This is a genomic window from Ruegeria sp. Ofav3-42 (genome assembly GCF_022347725.1).
Taxonomy (GTDB): Bacteria; Pseudomonadota; Alphaproteobacteria; order Rhodobacterales; family Rhodobacteraceae; genus Ruegeria.
Genome location: NZ_JAKRGB010000005.1, coordinates 13,932 through 35,302 on the forward strand (window position 1 = coordinate 13,932; position 21,371 = coordinate 35,302).

At 58.4% G+C, this 21,371-nt stretch carries 16 protein-coding genes and 1 pseudogene; 1 reads left to right on the forward strand and 16 read right to left on the reverse strand.

Annotation, left to right across the window (positions count from 1 at the left end; genetic code table 11):
• Nucleotides 1-132: 132 nt before the first annotated feature.
• The 5 genes and pseudogenes from MHN28_RS09180 to MHN28_RS09200 all read right to left on the reverse strand — a co-directional run bounded on the left by MHN28_RS09180 (nt 133) and on the right by MHN28_RS09200 (nt 7,665).
• A complete protein-coding gene (locus MHN28_RS09180; RefSeq protein ID WP_239338231.1) occupies nt 133-1,302 on the reverse strand; it encodes a CmpA/NrtA family ABC transporter substrate-binding protein in 1,170 nt (389 codons plus the stop codon).
• Nucleotides 1,299-1,883 (reverse strand): ANTAR domain-containing response regulator, encoded by a 585-nt coding sequence (locus tag MHN28_RS09185; RefSeq protein ID WP_239338233.1) that lies wholly within the window; start codon nt 1,881-1,883, stop codon nt 1,299-1,301. Before MHN28_RS09185 ends, MHN28_RS09180 begins: the two co-directional genes overlap by 4 nt.
• 550 nt (nt 1,884-2,433) lie before the next feature.
• Nucleotides 2,434-3,312: pseudogene (locus tag MHN28_RS09190) on the reverse strand (IS110 family transposase).
• 435 nt (nt 3,313-3,747) lie between these two features.
• Nucleotides 3,748-6,282: a cation:proton antiporter gene (locus MHN28_RS09195; RefSeq protein ID WP_239338235.1), complete on the reverse strand. Its 2,535-nt coding sequence runs from the start codon at nt 6,280-6,282 to the stop codon at nt 3,748-3,750.
• Between the two features lie 225 nt (nt 6,283-6,507).
• Nucleotides 6,508-7,665: an NnrS family protein gene (locus MHN28_RS09200; RefSeq protein ID WP_239338237.1), complete on the reverse strand. Its 1,158-nt coding sequence runs from the start codon at nt 7,663-7,665 to the stop codon at nt 6,508-6,510.
• A gap of 238 nt (nt 7,666-7,903) precedes the next feature.
• Here MHN28_RS09200 and MHN28_RS09205 point away from each other — a divergent pair, with 238 nt between their 5' ends.
• A complete protein-coding gene (locus tag MHN28_RS09205) occupies nt 7,904-8,317 on the forward strand; it encodes a hypothetical protein (protein ID WP_239338239.1) in 414 nt (137 codons plus the stop codon).
• A 148-nt stretch (nt 8,318-8,465) separates the two neighbouring features.
• Here MHN28_RS09205 and MHN28_RS09210 read toward each other — a convergent pair whose 3' ends face one another.
• The 11 genes from MHN28_RS09210 to MHN28_RS09260 are packed head-to-tail and all read right to left on the reverse strand — an operon-like array spanning nt 8,466 to nt 21,367.
• Nucleotides 8,466-9,701: an RNA polymerase sigma-54 factor gene (locus MHN28_RS09210; RefSeq protein WP_255732388.1), complete on the reverse strand. Its 1,236-nt coding sequence runs from the start codon at nt 9,699-9,701 to the stop codon at nt 8,466-8,468.
• A 57-nt stretch (nt 9,702-9,758) separates the two neighbouring features.
• On the reverse strand, nt 9,759-11,189 hold the full coding sequence (locus MHN28_RS09215) for a hypothetical protein (RefSeq protein WP_239338243.1): 1,431 nt from the start codon (nt 11,187-11,189) through the stop codon (nt 9,759-9,761).
• 4 nt (nt 11,190-11,193) lie between these two features.
• On the reverse strand, nt 11,194-12,231 hold the full coding sequence (locus tag MHN28_RS09220) for a hypothetical protein (protein WP_239338245.1): 1,038 nt from the start codon (nt 12,229-12,231) through the stop codon (nt 11,194-11,196).
• Complete coding sequence (locus MHN28_RS09225) at nt 12,231-13,454, reverse strand: hypothetical protein (protein ID WP_239338247.1); 1,224 nt, start codon at nt 13,452-13,454, stop codon at nt 12,231-12,233. Before MHN28_RS09225 ends, MHN28_RS09220 begins: the two co-directional genes overlap by 1 nt.
• Nucleotides 13,455-13,465: 11 nt before the next feature.
• Entirely contained in the window at nt 13,466-14,869 is a 1,404-nt protein-coding gene (locus tag MHN28_RS09230; RefSeq protein WP_239338249.1) for a hypothetical protein, read from the reverse strand.
• Nucleotides 14,870-14,886: 17 nt separating this feature from the next.
• Nucleotides 14,887-15,918, reverse strand: coding sequence for a hypothetical protein (locus MHN28_RS09235; protein ID WP_239338251.1), 1,032 nt, complete (start codon nt 15,916-15,918; stop codon nt 14,887-14,889).
• 26 nt (nt 15,919-15,944) lie between these two features.
• Nucleotides 15,945-17,696 (reverse strand): hypothetical protein, encoded by a 1,752-nt coding sequence (locus MHN28_RS09240; RefSeq protein ID WP_239338253.1) that lies wholly within the window; start codon nt 17,694-17,696, stop codon nt 15,945-15,947.
• 56 nt (nt 17,697-17,752) lie between these two features.
• Complete coding sequence (locus MHN28_RS09245) at nt 17,753-19,201, reverse strand: S8 family serine peptidase (RefSeq protein WP_239338256.1); 1,449 nt, start codon at nt 19,199-19,201, stop codon at nt 17,753-17,755.
• Nucleotides 19,198-20,034: a hypothetical protein gene (locus tag MHN28_RS09250; protein WP_239338258.1), complete on the reverse strand. Its 837-nt coding sequence runs from the start codon at nt 20,032-20,034 to the stop codon at nt 19,198-19,200. Before MHN28_RS09250 ends, MHN28_RS09245 begins: the two co-directional genes overlap by 4 nt.
• Nucleotides 20,031-20,282: a hypothetical protein gene (locus MHN28_RS09255; protein WP_239338260.1), complete on the reverse strand. Its 252-nt coding sequence runs from the start codon at nt 20,280-20,282 to the stop codon at nt 20,031-20,033. Before MHN28_RS09255 ends, MHN28_RS09250 begins: the two co-directional genes overlap by 4 nt.
• Complete coding sequence (locus MHN28_RS09260; RefSeq protein WP_239338262.1) at nt 20,279-21,367, reverse strand: hypothetical protein; 1,089 nt, start codon at nt 21,365-21,367, stop codon at nt 20,279-20,281. The genes MHN28_RS09255 and MHN28_RS09260 overlap by 4 nt, the downstream gene beginning before the upstream one ends.
• Nucleotides 21,368-21,371: the final 4 nt, after the last annotated feature.

The following is a 21,371-nucleotide window of genomic DNA, read 5'->3' on the forward strand; positions in this document are numbered from 1 at the left end:
GGCCTCGTTGCCCGCCGATGAGTTGATTAGGCCAGTTGCATGTCGAGGCGTCAGCAGTTTTTGACATTTCGGCGTCGAAAATTCTGCAATGCAGCGAGATTTAATGCTGCGCTGCAAAAATTTTGTGCAAACTTACCCGGTCGGCTCGAAAATGCGCCGGTCGAAAAACACGTTTCGAGGAAGAATCAGACTGCCGGGCGCCGAGGCCACAGCCGTCGACTCGGGTATCGCCCCTTCCAGTTTTTCCGAGGCGCCGGGTGTCTCAACACTCAATCCCTGCAATTCGCGGCGATACAGGTCGCTGCGAAAGACCTTGGCCGCCTGACGTTCCGCTGTCGCCGGGTCCAGCCCGTTTCGTTTCGCCAACTGATGCGCGACCCATTTCGCCTGGCTGCGCCATGGAAAGGTGGCCGCACCGTCAAAGAACTCGACAAAACCGTTCACATGGCGCTGTTCCCCGCGCGCGGAAATCGTGAATTCGCCCAAAAGCGCGCGATCAATCAACTCGGGTGCGACATTGAGGTAGGATTTACGCGATAGCATCTCGGATGCGGTTGTCCGGCTTTCCGGGTTGGACAGCCACCGGCCTGCGCGCCAAACCGCCCGCATGAGGCTGCCCAGTAAATGGGGCTCGGTTTCGGCCCAGTCGTTTCTGACGGCCAAAACCTTTTCCGGCGCGCAGGTCCAGATCGCCTGGCCCGGCAGCAGCAAGGCACCTACGTTATCGTCTACGGCGAAAGACCCCCAGGGCTCGCCCACGCAGAAGGCATCGATATCCCCGCCCGCCAGCGCCTGCGCCATGAGTGGCGGCGGGACCGTGCGAATTTCGACTTGTTTCGAGGCGAGTTCTGTTCCTGCCACCCAATAACGCAGCAGTTCGACATGCATCGAAAAGGGAAACGGTACTCCAAATGTAAGAACGTCACCGGCCACCTTTGCCAACGCTGACCCGGCGGTCGCCGCATTCATGAAGTCAAAGCCGTAGCCATGATCTCCCAGTTGCCGCGCCAATTGGGTTCCAACACCGATGACATTGCCGTTCAGTGAGAGAACGGAGACCACGGAGAGGGGCGTCGCAATGCCACCCAGGCCCAAGGCCATCGCTACGGGAACCGGAGACAAAAGATGCGCTGCGTCGACATGCCCGAAGGCCAGCATGTCCCGCAGGGACGACCACGAAGGGGCGGGCTGGAGGTCCAGTGAGATACCTTCAGCATGATCGAACCCCATCTCACGGGCGACGATCAAGGGTGCCGCATCGACCAGGGGCATATAGGCCACGGGAAGGGCTACTGTCTTCATGAGAGCAACGCCGAGGCGGTTACAAGGGCTTCGGCGACATCGGCCACGCGCCGGTTCTGGTTCATCGCGGTTTTGCGCAGCAGGGCATAGGCCTCATCCTCTTGGATGCCTTTTGCTCTCATAATCAAACCTTTAGCCCTGTCGATCAGTTTGCGCTCCTCCAGTGCGCGTCGCGTTTCTTCCAATTCCACGCGCATCTGGCGCAGCATCTGAAACCGTGTGATGGCGATATCCATGACGGGTTTGATTCGATCAGCCTGAAGCCCGTCCACGACATACGCAGACATACCAGCTTCAACCGCGGCCTTGGCTAGTCCACCCGCCGCGCCAGACACAAACATTGCCACCGGGCGTTCCAATGGGCCCGAAACGACGGTCAACTCTTCCAGCATATCGCGCGAGGGATTGTCTATATCGATCAGCACAACGTCCGGGCTATGCGTCGCTATCTGACGTGCCACCCCGGAAACATCGCTTACGACAAAGACGTCTACATCTCCGGACTCCTCTAAGGCGTCTACAATCTGAAATACGCGTTCTTGGTTTTGCTCAACTACAACGACAGTCAGGTGTTGTTTCATGGGGTCTCAAGTGAACCCAAGCTTCATTGACTGCAATTCCAAGGTCATCAAACTCTTCATCAGGCTGTCGGTTCGCCCAATTTATCAGCTTACTTTTGTGTAAAGCGGAATGTCTGCACAGTTTCTCTACGTGCCATCATGGGAATTTGCCTTGAGCGCTGCCTTGGCGCATCAGATCGAATCTTTGGATCTAACACCTGGGCCACACTTTGGGTCTGGAAGGTCCAATTTCATTTCTGTCAACGGCGCGAAATCGAATGTCCGCTTGCCAGCTAGAACAATGTGGTTCCGCTATCGCAGCGAATAACTTGGGTGGATGGCTCCTGCATAGCAAGACTTTTTGAGCTGAGTTGTGCTTTTGTCAGAAGCAGTCATGTGTCCGGCCTGTTTGCGCGGTTTTGACCGCTGGCCCTGATGAGTTCCGCAAACCAAGTTCCTATCAGCTTTGCGGGCTATCATGCCCGCACCATTCGGCGGAGTCTCTTGGCATTGGCGGTAGACTTATGCACCATCATCTCGCGGGTCTTGCTAACTCGTTGTTCCTTTCGAGTCAGACTGCAGCGCTTGGGCTGTAAGGTTCATTGCGGGTTAGGACAGCCCAGACGATCTGAGCTGACTTATTGGCCATGGCGACAGTTGCGACAGGGCTGGTTTGCGTTCGAGCAGTGATGTCAGTCACTTGCTGGCACGTTCGGGGTGAGACCGTGTTTGTCGGACCAGAGATGTCATACCGACAACAAGCAAAGATCGCAGAAGCCGTGACCGCGCCGACACCCGGGATCGTGCGTAACAACCGGACGCGCACATCTTCTTTGGCCACTTGCTTCAGGCGTTCTTCGTACCAGCGGACCCTATTATGCAAAGCCATAAGTTGTTCGCACAAATTGTGGATCACTTCTTTGGCGATGTCGGGCAAATCGAGAACCTCGCCAAGTGTGACATCCTCAGCAAAACCGATCACGCGGGCCAGTCCTCTGGGGATGTAGATGCCGAACTCGGCGACCAGACCACGCAAGCCATTGATCAATTGCGTCCTTTGGTGAACAAGAAGGTCACGAGCCCGGTGCAATGAAAGCAGTGACTGCTGCTCGACGGTCTTAATCGCCACGAAGCGCATAGTCGGTCGGGTCACTGCCACACAGATTGCTTCGGCATCAATCGCGTCAGACTTCCCGCGCTTGACGTATGGTTTCACGGACATCGGTGGGATCAGCCGAACCTCGTGGCCCAGGGAAGTAAGTTCGCGCGCCCAGTGATGGGCACTGCTGCAGGACTCCATGCCAATCAGGCAGGGCTCCAACTTCGCAAAGAATGGCAAAAACTGCGCCCGTGGCAGGGGCTTGTTGAACACCACTTCCTCACTTGCTGTAATCCCGTGAACTTGGAAAACGTTCTTCGCCAGATCAACGCCGATTGTGGTAACTTGCATCGGGTGGCTCCTCTCAAAAGCAGACTTAGGCACCTGCATTATGGCGCATCGCGACGCCGGTAGGAGCAGGAGCCATCCACCCCAACGGCCTCCCGCCGACCCTCAGGGTGTGGGAAGGTCAAACACCGGTACCGATCGCGTCCGCTTTGGCCTGCCATCGGTTACGCGCTGTGTTTTGCACAAATGACTGGTGAGGGCCGAGATACATCGCAAATCGTGGACCCGGCGGTTTCATGCAGCTGCACTTCTTGATTGCCGCTCCTAAATTGAGAGGCCGGAAATTGGGACGATTGCCCGAGAGGTTGAGGGTAATGAGGGCTGTTTGGAGTGCCCAAGCATCTTTGATGCGGAGCAGACAATCTACAAAACCGAACGCGATTGGCACCCATAAATTGCCACTATCGTTGCCACGGTTTCTTTCCAGTTGATGACCTATCAAGAATTGGACCGTTGTTCAGAAGATCCTGCGGGCTCATCCAGTTCTAAAACCGCAGGGTCGATATTGCGCTTGCTTGCGCTCATCTTGACAGATTTCCGCATAGCCTCACTTCGCCGGAGCAATCGTCGGAAACGTGCTTCGTCAAGCATAAGCAGTGTCGAGGGGGCCAACGCCCGAACATTAACGTGACGCGGCCGTTTCAATAGCATTGCCAATTGCCCGAACATTTCGCCACGCCCTAACCGTGTGGTGTGCCTGCCGAGCTCCACTTCGACTGCCCCAGAGGCAATAAAGAATACACTCCGGGCGAATTCATCTTTGGAAATGATGGTATCACCTGCGTTGGCATAACGGGTTCGCAGCGCTCTGCTGAGTCTCCTCAGTGAAGCTTTGTCGAGATCAGAGAATAGTGGAAACTGTCTGACCAGGTCCCGTCCTTTAAGGGCGATGTCCAATTTCGGGCGCCCTTCAGATAGTGCACGTCGCGCCGCCACCTCCTGCATCAGCACTGAATAAAGTTCTTCGCCCACCAGGCCGTCCTCGCGCATGATCGCGTATTCACGTTCCTCCAGCCGCAGCGCCGTCCGTTGGATGAACCGCCGTTCCAGCTTTTCGGCATAGCCTGGATACTGCAGCCGCAGACCGTCAAGCGCTGTTTCGACGGCCTCGGATCGACGTGCCAACAGATCATCAAGCAATTCCGCAACCCGGCGGCCGTGGATGCGGCGTATGCGGCCACGGACGAACCCATCGAGATCCCGCAGGATCAGACGCTGCATGAGCAATCTTTCAAACCGATCCGTTGTAATACGCGTGAGTGGGAACGAGATGCGAAGCCGGTTGTGCAAAAACACGGCGATCCGAAAAGACTTGCCGTAAACGACGGACCGATTTGACGCACGTTGATAACCGATCCGCCCTCCGGTCCGTGCGCCTTCAATTAGCCGATCAGCGTCGGACAGAATCTTCTCACTCAGAACCGATGACATGGTTCGCTCTCGCATCCGGGCCAACACGGAGTCTCGCTCCGCACCGGCCAGCGCAATTAGGCCAAGCGTGACCCGGTCACGATCAAGGATCTGCGCGCTGTCTTCGGCGGCCTTTACAGCTTCGTCGAGGCGTTCGCTAAACTGTTTGGCTTCGTTTCTGACGATATCGTGGGTCAGGTCGTAGTTTTCAGCGGTGCGGGACACGTCCTCGCGAACTGATTGTAAAGCGACCGCGACCACCTGACGCGACAGTGCCGTATCAAGCGGGGAGAGCCTGTCGAGCCCCAGTTTTGTGATCACCGTGCGCAAGGTTGTTCCCTGAACAATCAGTGTAAACAGCGTAAAGCCGGTGGCCAGAATGCCGACAAGGCGCTTGGTCTCGAGCGGGATATGCGTGCTTTCGGTGACTGCCAGTGCCAGCGCAAGCGTCACGGCGCCGCGCAACCCACCCCACAATATTGCGGTGCGATAGGGGCGCTCAACAGTTGGCGACAGACCGATTGTGGTGAGAAGAGGCAATAACCCGAACAGAACCGCCGCTCGCGCAAATGTTGCAGCAAGAACCACCACTGCGAGCAGGCCGAAGTCAGACGGTCGCGCCTCTTCCAGTAATCGTGGTATCAGCAAGGCTGCTAGAATAAAGATCAGCGCTCCTGCCCAGTGGGCCAAGAGATCCCAAACTTCTTGCAGGTTCGTCCAAGCGGCCGGTGACAAACGACCAGGCCCCGTAAGGTTGAGTGTGAGACCCGTGACAACCACCGCGATAACACCCGAAGCCCCGATGCTTTGTTCCGCAACGATATAGGCGAGGTAGGGCAGCGCAATGGAAATTGAAATCTGCGCCATTTCCCAGCGGTCTACAAAAGCCATCACCCAAACCGCCATGCGCGCCATGAGCCAACCGGTGAGCGCACCGCCTGCGATCAACAGCGGGAATTGCCCCACAGCTTCACTTAGTAATGGATCGGGGCGCCCGAGCATGACAAAGCTCATGAATAGCCCGAAAAGAGCAACCGCCGCAGCATCGTTAAGGAGGCTTTCGCCTTCGATTATTCGCGACAACCTGCGCGGTGCAGAGATCGATCGAAAAATGCTGACAACCGCCGAGGGATCGGTTGTCGAGACAATAGCACCGATCAACAGGCAGGCGGCCAACGGCAGCGTACTCGCCCAACTAAGCGCATAGCCAATGGAAAGTGTCGCCACAATCACTGCCACAACGGCCATCATCAGGATGGGCATCCAGTCGTCCAGCATTCTGCGCAGGTTCATGCCGAGTGTCGCCTGAAAGAGCAACGTTGGCAGGAAAACATAGAGGAATACGTCAGAGCGGATCGGCAGATCAATAATCGCCTGCGCCCCCGGGTTCAGCGCATCGGTCAGATCAGTGTCGAGAAAGAATGTCGCGCCAAGCCCAATCACTATCCCCAGGACGGCGAGGATGACGCTGTAAGGCAGGCGCAATCGGGCGGCCAGTGGTTCTGCCACGCCGATTACAACAAAAAGAGAAGTGATGATGGTCGTAATGACGACAATATCCATCAATACGTATTACCCGAGAACTCGATTTTATGGAATCCACCTTTTCAAACCGGATCAACCACGTGGGATCAATGTTTGAACTTACAGGCGTTCTTACTGTGCAGTTGCAGCGAATGTCAGGAAGGACGGGCCGCAGTGTGACACCTGCGTGGTTAGTAAACGGCTTGGCACTTCCGATCTATATAGCGTGAGGTAATTCTCTGCTAACCGGGGCAAATGCAGCGGTCACGCGCTTTCAGACTCGCCATCGGTGGATCGTTTCGGACCGCTGAAAACTGGCCGGGGTTCGGGGTGGAGTAAGGCCGCACTATGCCGCAGCAAAAAAATGGCCCAGGCTATGCACCAGATCAGGGGCACCACAGCGTACCCTTGCGCATCGTTAGGGGTGAATACACGCATAGCAGCAGCTACAGATAAAAACGCGAAACCGACTAGGTCGATCAAAGGCGGCCGCAATTGATTGTCGCGTCGCGCCACAGCACGCGAAGCGACTGCATAGATTGAACAGGAGATCGCCCCAGCGGTTAACGCATGCAGGGCCGCGCTGTCGGGCGGGTCCCCGAAATCTGCCCTGCTCAGCGCCACCAGCAACAGACCTATTGGCAGCCAAAAGTAGGCCAGTCTCAGCATGTTTAGCAAAGAGTCCCTGAAAGTGTCTGTAGAAAGCCAAATCAACAATCGGGCCGCCTCGGTTGTGGCAGCAACTACCAGACCTGCAAAGACCCAGTTGGATGCGATTCCAAATGTGTCCAGTATGAGTGCAACGAGGAGTGCCGCAGCAGAAGCGTATCCGAACAGCTTCGCCAAATTGAAGCGCCTGGCGTAAGGAGCAGTGCAACTCAGCCTGTTCCAGGTGAAGGCCGCAACCATCCGGCCGCCGACGACCGACAGTAGGGCGGCAAACCCCAGTACCGGGAGGAACGGCATAGCTCTACCTTGAAGCACTGCGATCTGGATACAGGTCATCGTCAGCGCAAAAGCCGCAAAACCCGCGCCTTTGATGGATGGGGGTCGCAATGCCGCACACGCAAGGGTCAGCGTCACAAAGCCCATAAAGCCTGCAGTTCCTACCGCGACCAAGGCGGGATCGGTTCCAAATGCGCCTGCCGCAGTCAGCCGGGCAAGGAGCCAAAGCATCAAAAGGAGAGCAACACTCCGGGACGACATACGAGCGCCACTGGACCAGCTTGGCATCGCAGTCAGTGCGTAGCCAGCAAACATGGCTGCGGCGAACCCAAAAACCATCTCATGGCCGTGCCATGCCCACCGGTTACCAAGCGGCGAATGCGTCAGATCAATACCCGTGTCCCAGCCGACAATGCCAACCCCTACGATCGCCCAGGCCGCGCCAGCCAGAAACATGGGTCGATGGGGCGTCACCATTGGGCAGTCCCCACCGCGTGATTTTGCCGGATTGAAGTTGATGATGCGACGGTGTCCGGCCACTCCGTGAAAGAAGCTTTTTTTTTGGTGCGCGCGGCCTTTGAGTACTGTTTCAACTCCATTCGAACCCGATCCCGCCAAACTTCGGTCTGACCGACAACCAAATTGCGCCAAAAGTCCCTTGGTTCCCCTTCTGTTTGGTTCGAAAGCTCATCGATTAGTTTCTTTGCGAGTAAAAGTGTATCTGATCATCTATGCGGGCAACCTTTACCTGGTTGTGCCGGCACGGCAAAAGGTCGAAGCTGCGGCGAATTCCTTGACCGGGGCGGTAGCCTTGCTCCCCGGCGGAAACTACATAGCGAAATTACCCATTGTGTTGAGCGCTGAGCAGGGCATCAACGTGCTACGGCACTACATTTGTCTTTGCAACGGGCAAGTTTATGATTGCCGCAATCAATCCAATCAGCAGGCAAACGAAGCGAAGATTGCGCGGGTGCTGGAGAGAGCCACCGACCTGCACGCGAAACACCTCGAAACCGGAGAGGACCACTGGCTTGCCCTCGCTCAACTCGCAAGCCAGCGTCGTCTTGCAGCTGAAAGAGTAAATACTCATCCAACTTCTGGCCGATGTAATCAGGGTGGATTGGATTAAGGTGACCAACGATGCAGTAAAGATCTTCTGTGTACCTGTGTTGCGCTCGTGCCTCGAAGGCTTCCAATGTACTTGCTGGCCAACGGGCATATAGAGGACAGCCCTATTGGCCTAACTGAGACTGGTTCGAATTCGTCTGACGGCACTCTCAAGGTCTCGATCGCTCGTGGACTCCAGGGAACTCGAGAAGTTGACGGTATTTCGCCACCGTGCGACGGGACACTCTTGCACCTGACCGAGCAAGTTCATGAGCAAGGTCTTGATCGGTCATCGGTCGGTTGGAATCCTCGGTAAGTATAAGGTGGCGCAACCGCTCTTGTAGATGCCGGCGAGATTCAGTTGGCCCGCCACTGCGCCCGAGCGGACGAGAAAAAAAGCGTGCAAGATCTATCAGGCCGCGAGGGGTCTGCACGAGCAAGCCTCGGACGACTCGGCTGACGGTGCTTTCGGAGATTTCAAGCCGTTGCGCGATGTCGCACCGACGCAAAGGGGTCAGTCCCTCGGTCCCCCGCTCAAGATAGCCGATCTGAGAGGACACGACCGCCCGAGCCACGCGCAAGGTCATTTGGTTGCGCAATCGGACAGCACCGATCAGGGATCGGGCATCTGCCTGCAATCGGACAAACGCCGGGTCTTCGCCATCGGACGACTCCGACAGGCTGAGCCGGGGCAGAGCCTCGCGATCGAGTTCGATCAACCAGTTGTCCCCGTCTCTGAACACCAGCACGTCCGGGCGGCGCCGCAGCGTCGGATCGGGTGGTTGTAGGGACGCACCCGGCTTGGGATCGCACAGACGAATATCGCGAAGCGCTTCCTCGATCTGTTCCGGCGCAAGGCCCGTTGCCAGCGCCAGCGCATCAGCGCCCCCGTCCAGAATTGCCGATAAATTGCGAAGTACCCGCTCGGTCCTTGGCTGTAACTTGCCCAATTCAATCAATTGCAGTCGCAAGCATTCGGCCAGGTTGCGGGCAAAAACCCCTGTGGGTTCAAGCTGCTGGCAGCGAGTCAAAACCTGTTCAACTTTGACAAGTGTGACTTTTGTTTCGTCGGCGATCCGGGTCAGATCGCGGCCCAGCCAGCCAGTCGGTTCCAACGCTTCGGTCAGCGCGATGGCAACGCGCAATTCGCAGGGATCGCGAAACGCGGTTCGGATCTGCTGCAAGACATGGGCGTACAGGCTATCGGTTGCCGTGACATTCTCCGCTGCTATCCTGTTAGGAGGTTTCGGGTTGCGCAATCGCAGAAACGGATTGCGTGCGGCAGCGCGAACAAGATGGCGTGCCAGCGCCTCGCCGTCCATCTGCAACAACTCTGCGGACCTGCAAAGCTGAGCGCTGATCTGGAGCGCTGAGGAAGTCTTAAGTCGGAGTGCCGGCTGAATCATTGTGTCACCGCATATCGACCAGTACAGGCTAGGCCTCCTATCTGTTCCAGTCGAGGATCATGTGGTGGTTGTCTCATCTTCATTTGTTGTTCCTCCCTGACCCTCTGTCGTGCTGTTGGTGGTCGACTCGTCCGTGTTGGCATCGCCACCGCTGCCGTCGTCGCTGGTCTGATCATCGTTCGAACCTTCTTCGGTGCTGTCCTGAGCACCTGTCGGATCGGGAACGTCCAATGCCTCGTCATCGCCGGGCAATTCCGTTGGCTGTAAGCCTCTGTTAAGCTCCTCCGCTCGCTTGTTGCGTTGGCTGGTGCGGCGCTGTTCGCGGGCGGCGCGACGGTCCTGCGCGATCCGCGCCTCCTCGGTCGGGTTCAGCGCATTGACCCGGATACGGTTCACATCCCCTGTGCCAGCCAGCCGTTCCAGTGGTACATAGTCGGTGCGGAATATCAGTTCGACCGAGCTGTCGAGATCCAGTTCGGCATTCAGTTCCTGTTCGGTCTGCGTACGTTCGGTCGAGACGTAGCCGATTGTGTTCTTCATTTTGGCCGACGCTCCCCAGGGACCAAATTGTGCCTTCACTCCGGCCTGTACCTCGTTGCGTACATCAAAGCGCGACCCGCGATCATCCGAGGCCGCGCTGGTTGCGTCTATGTGAAACCGCATCGACGCATTCAGCCTTCCGCTGTCGATCACGATGCGTTGCATTCCCATCATGACCATACTGGCCAACATGGATTGTCGATTGCGCGCCAATAGCGCCCGCACGGGCCGGACCAATGCTTCGGGATTGCCGGTCGGCAGCGAAGCCCCGCGCGGCGCTCCAAGCGCGGTCCGCAACGCGGCTTCCGTCGGCATTTCCGCACCGGGTGCCAGTTCCAGACGCTGGTTGGCTGCGCGCTCTGCCTGCCATTCGGCGCGTTCGTCGGCTGTCATCCCGGCGGGGTCATCAAACCCGGGCTCGTCATCTCCTGCGATCCGGAAGCTGCCGGGAAACCGTTCCACCAACCATTGGCGCGCGCCCATTTCACCAACATTCGCATCCGCGAACCCATCTGTTGATGCAGCCACATTACGGATCAGTTCCACATAGCTTTCGATTTGCTGCTGGTTGGATTCGTTGAGAGCCTTGAAAACGCCGGTGATCAATTCGCCGACAAAACGCGGGAACGATACCGCGTTCAAAATGCGTTCGGTCTGGGGTGCGATCTGATCCACGGCTGCATTGGAAAATGCGCCCGCCGCGCTTTGTGCTTGCGCCAAAGGCGTGCGTACCTTGCGCGGCAAGGGGGAGGGTGGGTTGGCACCCGCTTCTTTCGCAAGGTTCAAAGCCGTCGATGAAATCCGCACCAGCGACTGCGCAACTTGCCGTTGCGTGTCAGGGTCCAGCCGGTCGAACCCGGACGCCGCTGTCAACAGCGCGCGTACGCTCTGTCGCACATCGTCGCGGGGCCCATTTGGCGCGGCGGTGATGTTGGCGTCCATATTCATGGCGTCAGAATCCCAGATGCGACCAATCCGACGCATAGCCGCCGCCACCTGCGGGCTGATGGGGCTGCCACAAACCGCCTTGTGCAGGCGGCCGCGGCGTGGGCGGCGAGGCGCGCGCATGGCGTTCGCTGATGGTCAGCGAGGCCTGCAGCCAGTCCACCGCAAACGCGATGATCGGATCGCCGGGTGCAAGAATGGGCTGACCATAGGTGCGTAGGCGCTCGGCCGCGTCGGCCAGCCAGACGATGACTGACATGCCTGCTCGGCCTCGGTCGACAAAGACGCGCGGATCGGCATTTGCGATGCGCATGCGTCTTTGGATACCCGCGATCACCCCCCAGATATCGCGCGCCGCGAACAGACCACGCATGTGCGGGTGTTTCAGAACCGCCAACGCCTCGTTGAGCGCGGCCATCAGTTCGGTTGCGAGAAACGGGGTCACGCCGCCACCGGCCCGAGACAAGTTGCCGAGCAGGTTGCGGGCCGCAGACCGGATTCGTGCGGTGTTGGCCGACGGGGCATGATCTCCAAAACGGGCGGCCCTTTCGTCAAGCCGGTAAATCGCCTCGCACATCTCCAGCATGAGCCCCTCAAAGGCGGCGTTGGCGATGCCATCAGCCGGGACTGGTCCGTAAGACAAGCCAAAGAGGCGGGCATAGAACGCCGACCGTTCGCGCGGATCGGGTCGGTGATTGCGCTTGCGCCAGAACTCATGCAGTGGCTCTGCCACCGGCCCAAGATCAAGACCAATGGCACCGGTGGCCGTAAGTGATGCAAGTCCCTCAACAGACGAAATAATGCCGGCAGGTTCCAGATCTGCCGCCAGATACAGCGCTCCAAGCGCCCGCATCTGGGCCCGGTCTACTTGCAGCGCGGCGCTGGGGGGCAGATCGATGTCGCCCAGAACATCAAGCCCCACCGCAAAGACCGAGGCCTGCGCGGCAGCCGCGTGGCGGCTGCCATCCGCAATAAGGCGTTCAAGCGCGTCTTCGGGTGATACCCCTTCCGCCAGCGCCCTGCTAAACAATGGTTTGCACGTCATCAGCGCCCTCCATCAGCTGGTCCCGAATTGGGATTGAACGGGGTGGAATTGCCCTGAATGGTCGAGATCATGCCCGGTGTTGCCATCTTTTCGAGTGGCAGATAGTCGGATTTGAAATTGACCCTCACTTCGCCCGACAACCGGGATTTGACCTCGGCCTTGCTTTCCGATGTCTCGTCCACGGCCGATCCCACGGTGGCCACATGCTCGGAACTGCTTTCGGCTCCGATCGAGCCCGATACCGGTGAATACCACGCGCCATAACCCGCACGTGCGTGCATCGAGGAGCGGTCGGTCTTTTGATCGTGCATCGAGGCGGTATAACGCCGATTTGCAGTGTCCTCGGCACGCATGTCAAAGATCACTTTGGCACGGATGGACCCATCGGTCACAACAATCCGATTAATCCCAAGCATGACCATCGAGCTGAGTAATTGTTGGCGCGTTTTGGCCATTTCCAGGCGTGCGGCAGTGACCAGCCTCAGCTCTGCATCGGAATCAGAAATGTCCATAATCGGCGGATTGATGTTCATTTCCTTGCTGATACGTGCCAGCGCAACTTCGGGCTCTTCACCCCTTGTCTCCAACCGTGCCTGGGTCTGAGCCGCGCCATCGCCTTCGAAGAAACTGTCGGCCCCGGAGGTGATCCCGATCCCCAGATCGCCCGCATATTTATCGACCAGATAGTCGCGCCCCGCGCCTTGGCTGATGTTGTCGACCATAAACTGATCGACTGTCTTGGCGACATTTGCGATCAGTTCGCCATAAGCCCGCATCTGCTCGATGCTGGCTTCGACCATTGCCTGAAATACATTGGTGATAAGTCCGCCGACAAATTTGGGAAAATCAACCTTCTGGATCAACTCGCCATACTGTTCGACGCCCTGTTCCACCGCACCGGCAACAAAGTCTTGCCCGGCAAACCCGGGGCTTTCGGACAATGCCTGCCTTGTGGCGTCGACAGCGTCAGACAATGCCCCTGCCTGAGGGGTTTCGGAAGTACGCGGTGTGGGTTGACCCTGCTTCTCGTCCAGCTCGGAAAACACTCCGTCCGGGTCAGTCATGTAGCTGAGCACCGTCGCGGTGTCGCCAGCGATCTTCTGACGTTCTGCCTGGCTAAGCGCATCGAAGGTGGGCAAGGCCTGCAAGAAGGCGCGTGTCTGTCGCCGCGCCGCGTCCAGTGCGGCAGGGCTGGTCCAGTCAGTTTTGGTGGCGGGCTGCATCACGGCCCCCCTTATGATGTCGGTGCGGGAAGCGTGCCGGGTGCTGGCGGTGTCTGCTGTCCGGTATTGGCGCCGTCGCTTCCGGTCTGTGGCGCCTGTCGGGCAGAGGGCAGAACGTTGGGATCAACCGGGGTCGAATTGCCTTGAATCGCCGCAATCATGCCCGGCGTTGCCATCTTCTCAAGCGGCAGGTAGTCGGATTTGAAGTTGACCGAAACGTTGCCTGCCAATTGCACCTTTGTCTGGATCTGGCTTTCTGAGCCGCTCATCGCGCTGGCCTTGGCAGTGATGATAGGCTTGTTTTTGTACTTGTACTCTCCCTTGGAATAATAGCTGGCGTCGTATTGCGCGCCTTTGGAACGGCGGCGCCGTCCGCGGCCGGAACTGCTGCCGCCTTCGTAACTCACGTCGCGCTCGCTTTCGAAACTGCCTTCGCCTGACCGCGCCATCTGCACGTTGCCTTCGGCATCGCGAGCGTGATCCATCGCCACTGCGCTGCGTCTGGTGCTTTGTGTGTCGATGGATCTGAAGTCATACATGATCTTGGCGGAAATCCGTCCGTCCGTTACGACAATCCGATTGATGCCCATCAATATGAGCGAAGCCATCATTTGCTGGCGTTGTTTCGCCAATTGCAGTCTTGCGTTGTGCACCAGTGCTTTTTCGACCTGTTCGTCGCTCAGATCCAGCGACTTCAACTCGCCATTTTCGAAAGTAATCGAGTTGTTGACCCGTCGCAGGGCGTCACTCTCGTCTACGCCATTGCGGAGCTTCAGCTTGGGCGATGCCTTTTCGTCTCCGAAGCCACCCCAATCGTCCATTCCTATCTCGAACAGATCAGGAAACTTGTCGACCAAGTGATCGCGCCCCTGATTTTCCGAGACGTTTTCATCCATGAAGCTATCCAAGCTTTTTGAAACGGATGCGATCAACTCACCGTATTGGTCCATCTGTTCCATTGATGACGTCACGATCGATTGGAAAACGCCCTGAATCAATCCTCCGACAAATTCCGGAAAATCAACCTCGTCCATCAACAGGCCTGCAACAGCGGCTCCTTCGCGCGCTGCCTCGGCCTTGAACGGTTCATCTTGGATTGCATTGACTGCTTCCATGCGCTCCGTGAACGTGGATTCAGGGGCCGACAAGTTTTGATTGTCACCATCAGCCAGGGGCTGCGCCGTTGTTCCAAACCCTCCCGGGATCTTTCTGCCATCAACCCCCATTGGCCGAGCAAGAAAGTCAGCCACTTTGACCATGTTTTTTGCAAATTGCATTTGCTCACCAGCTTCCAGCGCCTGGAACGCCTCGGACTTCGCCAACAGCTCCTGAACCGCCTGACGTACGCTACGGTCCGGTGGAGGAGTTTCTGTGCCGGCTGCGGCAGCAGGTGGGGCCTTAGTATTGCTAAACATAACGCGCGCTCCTTGGTTCAGGCGGCGGATTGCTCGGCCGTCGTAAGTTCAAATTCGGCTGGACGGAGATAAAGGCTCACCCGCGGCGGGCTGGACCGGTTGGTGCGCAGGGAAATGATCGAGAACCGGCCGGGCCAATAGTCATCTTCGGGCGTCAATGCGCCCATCCAGCGTTCCAGCGCCCGCAATGCCCGGGGCCGTTCGTTCAGCCCCATGGTCAGCAAGCTGAGGAAGCTCGGCGGCACATCGTCAATGGCACTCAGCAGCACATAGATTTCGAAGTCCGGGCCATGCGGGCCGTGACCAAACGCCATCAATGCGCTGTGCGCGGGCAGCTCAAATTGTCCGCCCAGCACCAACCCCAGCGTCTGCATGATGCCGCCAAGGCGATGACCCAGGCCAAGTACATCCAGCGTAGGTTGCAGATCGGCCAGCTTGATGGGGGCGGTGCATGCAAAGGTCAGCTTCTGCTCGCCCGCGTCGCGCCGGGCCGCAATAGTGGTGAAAAGGGGCGTCAGACCCGGAATGCCCTGCATCGCGGTCATCACTACCCGCACGAGTTCGGTCGGTAACCCCTCAATCGCGCCGCGCCCCTCGGGCGTTTCGTAGTAGACTTTGGATGTGTGCAAGCCGTTGCGGTCATGGGCGGTGCCAAAAAAGGCGCCGTAATTCAGGGCCGTATTGTGTTGAAAGCCCCGATGCGGTTCCGATATCCGGTCGAACCACCGCACGGCTTCGCGCCCGGCGAGCCCGTCTACGAAATGCCGCATGGTAGAGGTTACTTCATCACGGCGATCCACTCCGGGAGCGTCCGGCGGCAAAGGTTGCAAGGTTACCCGCATCGTATCCGGCTGATCTTCGGAAAAGGATGGTTCAACCGGCAACGCCATCGGCATCAGCATATTTCGGGCGTAAAATGCGGGATCTTCCCGGGTGAAGGTTTTACGGATCAACGGGTCCAAATCTCCTGCCGGATCCGCCGTGTGCAGGTGATTGGCCCATCGCGACAACTCACGCGTGACCTGTTTGGCCAGGGGTTGCGTAAACATGACACTTCCTCCTTATGCGCAAAGCCCTATTGACGGTTGAGACCCACACCCAGATCGCCGATATCGCCCAGCATGTCCTGAACCACCGACGGCATCTGTATCGGCCGCGAGGTTTGCTCGGGCGCTTCGCGCATTGCTGCATATTCTTGCGTGCGTGTGTCGGGGATGCCGCTTTCCGATAGCCAAAGCTCGCAGGCATTGACGAAATCGAAATCGTTGGGATGGGTTATGGCCTTCTGTCCCGGTGGATAGGGGGACGGATTGCGCACCTCGCCCATATCAAGCAACTGACCTGTTGAGGACATGATGTGGCGGGCATTGTTCGCCAGCCATGCGGTGATAATGGTGCCGCAGGTCGCAAGGGTCTGATATTTCAGGGTGTTCTTTGGTCCTCCCGGCAGATGCAGGGTGTTGATTTGATCGACTACCTGCCACATGTCGCGCGCTGCGAAATTGGCCTTGATTTCGGGATGTCCCAGAACATCGATCACGAAGTTCAGCTGCTTTTGCAGCTCGCCCGCCGCGTAATACGCCATGCCATAGCCGTGCAACGACAAGTTGGCAGCCAGATCCCGGCAGGATTTGCGGGCACGTTGCTGGAAGATATAGGACGGGTTTTCCGCATCGCGATGCATGTTGATCAGCTTTGAGATGTTCGAGCACATATGCATCATCAACGGCTGGAAATCTGAATTCCGCCGCGTGCCCGGCTCGCCACCGGGAACACCGATGGTTTGCGCGCAGAATGTTCGCCGCTCCAGATCGGACAACCGGTTGGGCGCATCGCGCCAATAGTTGAACAGCCATTGGCCTACATCCGAGGATCCAAGCACCAGATCGCCGCGCTGACTTGACTCGACGATGTAATCCAGAGATTGCAGTGCCCGAATTTCGTCGAACATGGCCGCCACGATCATCACGCCCATCAAACGGATATTGTCGGGCATCAGGTTGTATCGTTCGACAGATTCCAGATCGGGCGGGTTGATACCGTTATCCCGTGTAATGACCCGGGTGTAGGGACCCGTCTCATCAATATGCTGGAAGCGGTTCAGCGCTTCGTTGACGCGCCGACGCAGCTGAATTTCGTCTGCTGTAATCCCGCGCCGACGCATATCGCGCAACACTTTGGCAAGATCGGTCGTCAGTACGACGGGAGACTTGCCGCCAGCTCCATCCGAGTCTCCTTCTTCTGCCAGGATCGGCAGTACAAGCCGTGCCAGATCTTCCATTCCTTTGGCTTCGCCCAAAGCGGAATAGTAGGCTTGAGAAAGCGCGTTCCAGCGGCTGTCAGAACGGTCAGGCAGAATGGAAAAACCTGCTACCGTAGGTTGGGATGCGACGTAGACGGGCGGTGCCTGCACTGCGTCGATGGACATCAGCCCGTAGGTCAACGCAGCAAGCACAATGTCATCATCCTTTGGAGCTGTGACCTTGCTGAGCTTTTTGGACTTCGCGCTGCTGTCCGGCGTCAGTTGATAAAATACCAGCTGCCCATCGTCATGGCTGACAAGGATTGCCTTGTCGTCGCAATCTTCGTCAAGCGACAGGTAACGCTGTGCCACAAACAGGCCGTCTGTCAGCTCGCTGGGGTTGCTGCACGTCTGGACGGTGTGCAGGACCTTGTTGATCCGGTCCAGCTCGTCCCGTTCGGTCTGCGAAAGCGGCAGATTGTCTGCCACCTTCTTGTCCAATTGCGCCTTGCGGTTTCGTAAGGTGCGATTTTCCTTTTCCTCCCGCAATGCAATATCGCGGAAACGGATTTTATGAAGGGCCATGTCAAGTCTCCTTGATTGTGCTCGATGGCGGGATGGAGCCGTTGGTGCGGGCAATTTTACTGCACATGCTGCCCTCCCATCGGTCCGGGTGATTGAACGATCATCTCGTCCAGGGTTGTCAGCGCGGCTGCGGCATCAAGAATGCCCACACCTGCGCCGGAATGTCGGGTCCCGTGCGGGAACGGCCGGGCAGAGCGTGTCAGGATTTGACGCATCTCGGGACCGGTCACAGACCGGGACATGCGGGAGGCGCGCGAAACACACAGCGCCGCGGCCGCCGCCACAAAAGGCGCGGCAAAGCTGGTGCCGGTGGCATATTGGTAGCTGCCAAGCGATGTTGTCAGGATACGCGCGCCCGGAGCCGATATTGCGACGTGGTCCCCTTTCGTGGAAAACGAGGCAGGTTGACCCGCAGCATCAACCGCGCCTACCGCTATCACCTCGGGATGGGCTGCGGGCCAGTACCGTTCGTGGGCCCCGGAATTGCCCGATGCTGCGATCAGGATGCAGCCGCGCTCGGCAGCGTAGCGTATCGTGTCGGCATGTGGGCGCGGGCTTGACGGTGTCAGCGCCTCGTCGCTGGTGCCAAAGCTCAGGTTCAAAACCTTTGCGCCCTGGTTCACAGCTAGGGTAATCGCCAGATCCAGATCGGATAGTGCCCCAAGGCCGACCGGCAACACCTTGTCGGGCAGTTTTGCCGCCCCCAGGGCCCGCATCGGCAACACTTGGCAGGCCCCTGCAAGGCCTGGCGGCATATGCACTCCTTTGGCGGCCATGATGCCCGCGCAACCCATGCCGTGACCCACGAAATCATCGTAAGGATTGGGGTCATTTTCAGTGTAATCGCCCAACAGGCGCACGCCCGGAGCCACGTCGGTCTGTTGCAGGTTCACTGTATCGTACCCGTCGTCGCGCAACTGCCCCTTCACTTCCGGGTGACCATGGGCGATGCCACTGTCAATCAAGCCGATCGATACCGTTGGTTGTCCGGGCTCATGTGCCAGCGCTTCGGGCAGTCCTACCAGATGTCGAGGGGCCCAGGCATCGAGATCATCGGTGAGCAACGGGCGTTCCAGCCCCGGCTCTTTGTCCAGTGTCTGCGTGATCAGGTAGTTTGGGCTGACCCATTCCACGATGGAAATCTGTCGCAACCGGTCACAGATCTGCGCAATCGGTGCGCCGCGCGGCACTTTTATGAAAAAGGACCGCGCCACACCGGTGACCTGTTCGACATCGTCATAGCCGTTATGCCGATGACCCCTGCGCCGCTGGTTTCGAGCGGCACAATGCAGATGCGCCGCCCGCATCGCGCCCGCGTGGCACCGCATAATCCGGTCGATGGGCCCGCCATCCAGAGAATGGGCTGGATCGTGGCAGCATTCGTGGACGTCCAGCGCCGCCGGGACATGTTCCGGTGCTTCACCCAGTCGCAGTTTGATTAACAGACTTGTAGGTGTTGAATACACCCGGTCACTAGGGTCAGCCCATGGTATCAAAAGGTTCATGATGTCGCCTCCGGTACAGGAGGGAAGACTCCGTTGGCCGACGCTTCAGATGGGGGCTCATCCCCAGCCACAGGCGTGGCATTGGCGAAGGCCGCCAAGTCGAAACTCATCGTGGTGGACAGATCCGGCGCTGCCGCCACGTGGATCTGACCCGCCCATTGATCCTGCTCGGGCGCCAGCAATATCTCATTAGGAGTGGCTTTGAGGATGGGCGCCGGTCGTCCGTCAATACGGACCGACGGCGTCTGACCTTCTTCGGTCAGATTGCGGCCACGAAGCTTCAGGATCCGGCGCAGCCGACCGGGCGTATCAGGTGCGCGGTCCACGGGTACGATATCCTCGACCATCGGGGCCGCTGCCCGTCGCAATGCCTTGCGCAATCGGTCGACCGGCAGGTTAGTCACCCGCCCAATCTCGCTGCCCTCACCTGCGCGCTCCAGTTCACGTAGTTTACCTACTGTGCGAACGCCCACCCATTCCAGCTTGCGCCGCTCTTCTTCGGTCAACTCATCTTCCAAACTGTCAAGCGTCTGATCCTGTGGGTCGGTCGACAGGGCGGCTGCGTTTTCTTCGATCATTGGACGGGTGATGGCGGTGAAGACAATGTGAAACACGCTCGCTTGGGATTCGTCTGCCGCGGCGGGGCGAATACGTATTTCGCCCGCCGTGAATTCAACATGCGCCCGCAGATCGAGATTGATGTCCTTGATCGCAAAGGTCATCGGCAAGTTCAGATTGCGGGCCTTAACCGCCATGGCCGACTGCGCCTTGTCAAGCTGGCTCTGCACCGCTTGAATGAAGTTCTCAAGGGGAAGAGTGGCGGGGGCATTCATGATGGCGCCTCCCCTAATGTGATCGTCAGGTGCGACGGTTCCGGGTCGAACGCCGTGCGTCGACGGAACAAGGGCAGATCACCCAAGAACGCCCCGTCCTCGGGCGCTATCGAGATATCAATCGGGATCGAAATGTTCAGCGACGTAACCCGCACGGGCGTGCACGCTTCGTCGGGCTTCATTTGCACTATGACGCCATCCGCGAGATCGGCAATGGTATCGCCCAAGGGACGTAAATGGCGCATCATCCGGTCCCCCCTTGCGGATTCGGGGCGGGCGGCAGACCGGTCGGGGGCTCAGCTGGGCCGACAGATTGTTGTGGCGCGGGTTGCTGTTGCGCGGTCGGTTTCTGCGCACGCGCGATCGCCGCGCGGTTGCGTGAATGCCGTTCAAGGATTGCCATCTCAGCCTGATCCATGAACCGGTCCAGCGGCAGCGTTTCCGAAGCGAAATTGATTTTCACATCACCATAAAGCCGTGCCTCCAACTCACTGTCGGACTGGGCATTGACATCAATGGTCGACACTTTGGTAACCGCCGCGCCCCGGCGCGCGCCACGTCTACCCCATTCGGTCTGACCGGTTGACGGATCGTTGGATGTTGCAAAATCCAGCGCAACATTGTCCGAGGCCGCTGCGCGGAACCGAAGTCGCGCGCCAATTGTCCCGTCCCTCACCACCACTCGGTTCATGCCGGTCAGAACCATGGTGGCCAGCGTGGACAGGCGTTGTTGTGCGACCCGTTCCCGCGCCGCCGGCAGCAGAGTCTCCTCCAGAAACTCGCCCGACAATTCGTTGCCTTCCAACCCGAAATCCGCCAGCCAAGAAGGTGGTTCGGAAAACTCCTCCTCATCTGTTGCACGTGGGGTCAACTGGTATTCCGCGCCGGTATTCACGACGTCGACATCGCTTGGGTATTGCTCGGCCAGCCAGTCGCGGGCCTGATTGCGTGTCACGTTTTCCCGGGCGAACTGATCAAGGGGTTTGGCCACCGCTGCGATCAGATCGGAATATGCCTCCATTTGCCGAATGGCACTGTCGGTAATCCCGTTGAAGGTGCCATCCACCAAAGATGCCACAAATGATGGAAAGTCGATTTCATCAAGCAGCGCTCCCGCGCGGCGACCAAGTGCATCTGTCGCCTTTTCGCGCGGAGGCCGCGGTTGGGCCTGCTGCTGATCACCGAAGGAAGGCATGCCCGCTTGTGGTTGACTCGGATGCGGTGGGATCGGGTTGCCGAAGATATCACGCTCCAGGGGTGCCGCAATCGCCCCCGCCGCTGCTAATGGCGCAGCGGGCGGTGGCGGAAGGCCCTGATGATATTTGCGGGTCACGTGC

Bases quoted from the DNA above. Each gene is read 5' to 3' on its own strand.
- MHN28_RS09180 (WP_239338231.1), bottom strand. From the start codon at position 1,302: ATGAAGACAGTAGCCCTTCCCGTGGCCTATATGCCCCTGGTCGATGCG.
- MHN28_RS09185 (WP_239338233.1), bottom strand. From the start codon at position 1,883: ATGAAACAACACCTGACTGTCGTTGTAGTTGAGCAAAACCAAGAACGC.
- MHN28_RS09195 (WP_239338235.1), bottom strand. From the start codon at position 6,282: ATGGATATTGTCGTCATTACGACCATCATCACTTCTCTTTTTGTTGTA.
- MHN28_RS09200 (WP_239338237.1), bottom strand. From the start codon at position 7,665: ATGGTGACGCCCCATCGACCCATGTTTCTGGCTGGCGCGGCCTGGGCG.
- MHN28_RS09210 (WP_255732388.1), bottom strand. From the start codon at position 9,701: ATGATTCAGCCGGCACTCCGACTTAAGACTTCCTCAGCGCTCCAGATC.
- MHN28_RS09215 (WP_239338243.1), bottom strand. From the start codon at position 11,189: ATGAATATGGACGCCAACATCACCGCCGCGCCAAATGGGCCCCGCGAC.
- MHN28_RS09220 (WP_239338245.1), bottom strand. From the start codon at position 12,231: ATGACGTGCAAACCATTGTTTAGCAGGGCGCTGGCGGAAGGGGTATCA.
- MHN28_RS09225 (WP_239338247.1), bottom strand. From the start codon at position 13,454: ATGCAGCCCGCCACCAAAACTGACTGGACCAGCCCTGCCGCACTGGAC.
- MHN28_RS09230 (WP_239338249.1), bottom strand. From the start codon at position 14,869: ATGTTTAGCAATACTAAGGCCCCACCTGCTGCCGCAGCCGGCACAGAA.
- MHN28_RS09235 (WP_239338251.1), bottom strand. From the start codon at position 15,918: ATGTTTACGCAACCCCTGGCCAAACAGGTCACGCGTGAGTTGTCGCGA.
- MHN28_RS09240 (WP_239338253.1), bottom strand. From the start codon at position 17,696: ATGGCCCTTCATAAAATCCGTTTCCGCGATATTGCATTGCGGGAGGAA.
- MHN28_RS09245 (WP_239338256.1), bottom strand. From the start codon at position 19,201: ATGAACCTTTTGATACCATGGGCTGACCCTAGTGACCGGGTGTATTCA.
- MHN28_RS09250 (WP_239338258.1), bottom strand. From the start codon at position 20,034: ATGAATGCCCCCGCCACTCTTCCCCTTGAGAACTTCATTCAAGCGGTG.
- MHN28_RS09255 (WP_239338260.1), bottom strand. From the start codon at position 20,282: ATGATGCGCCATTTACGTCCCTTGGGCGATACCATTGCCGATCTCGCG.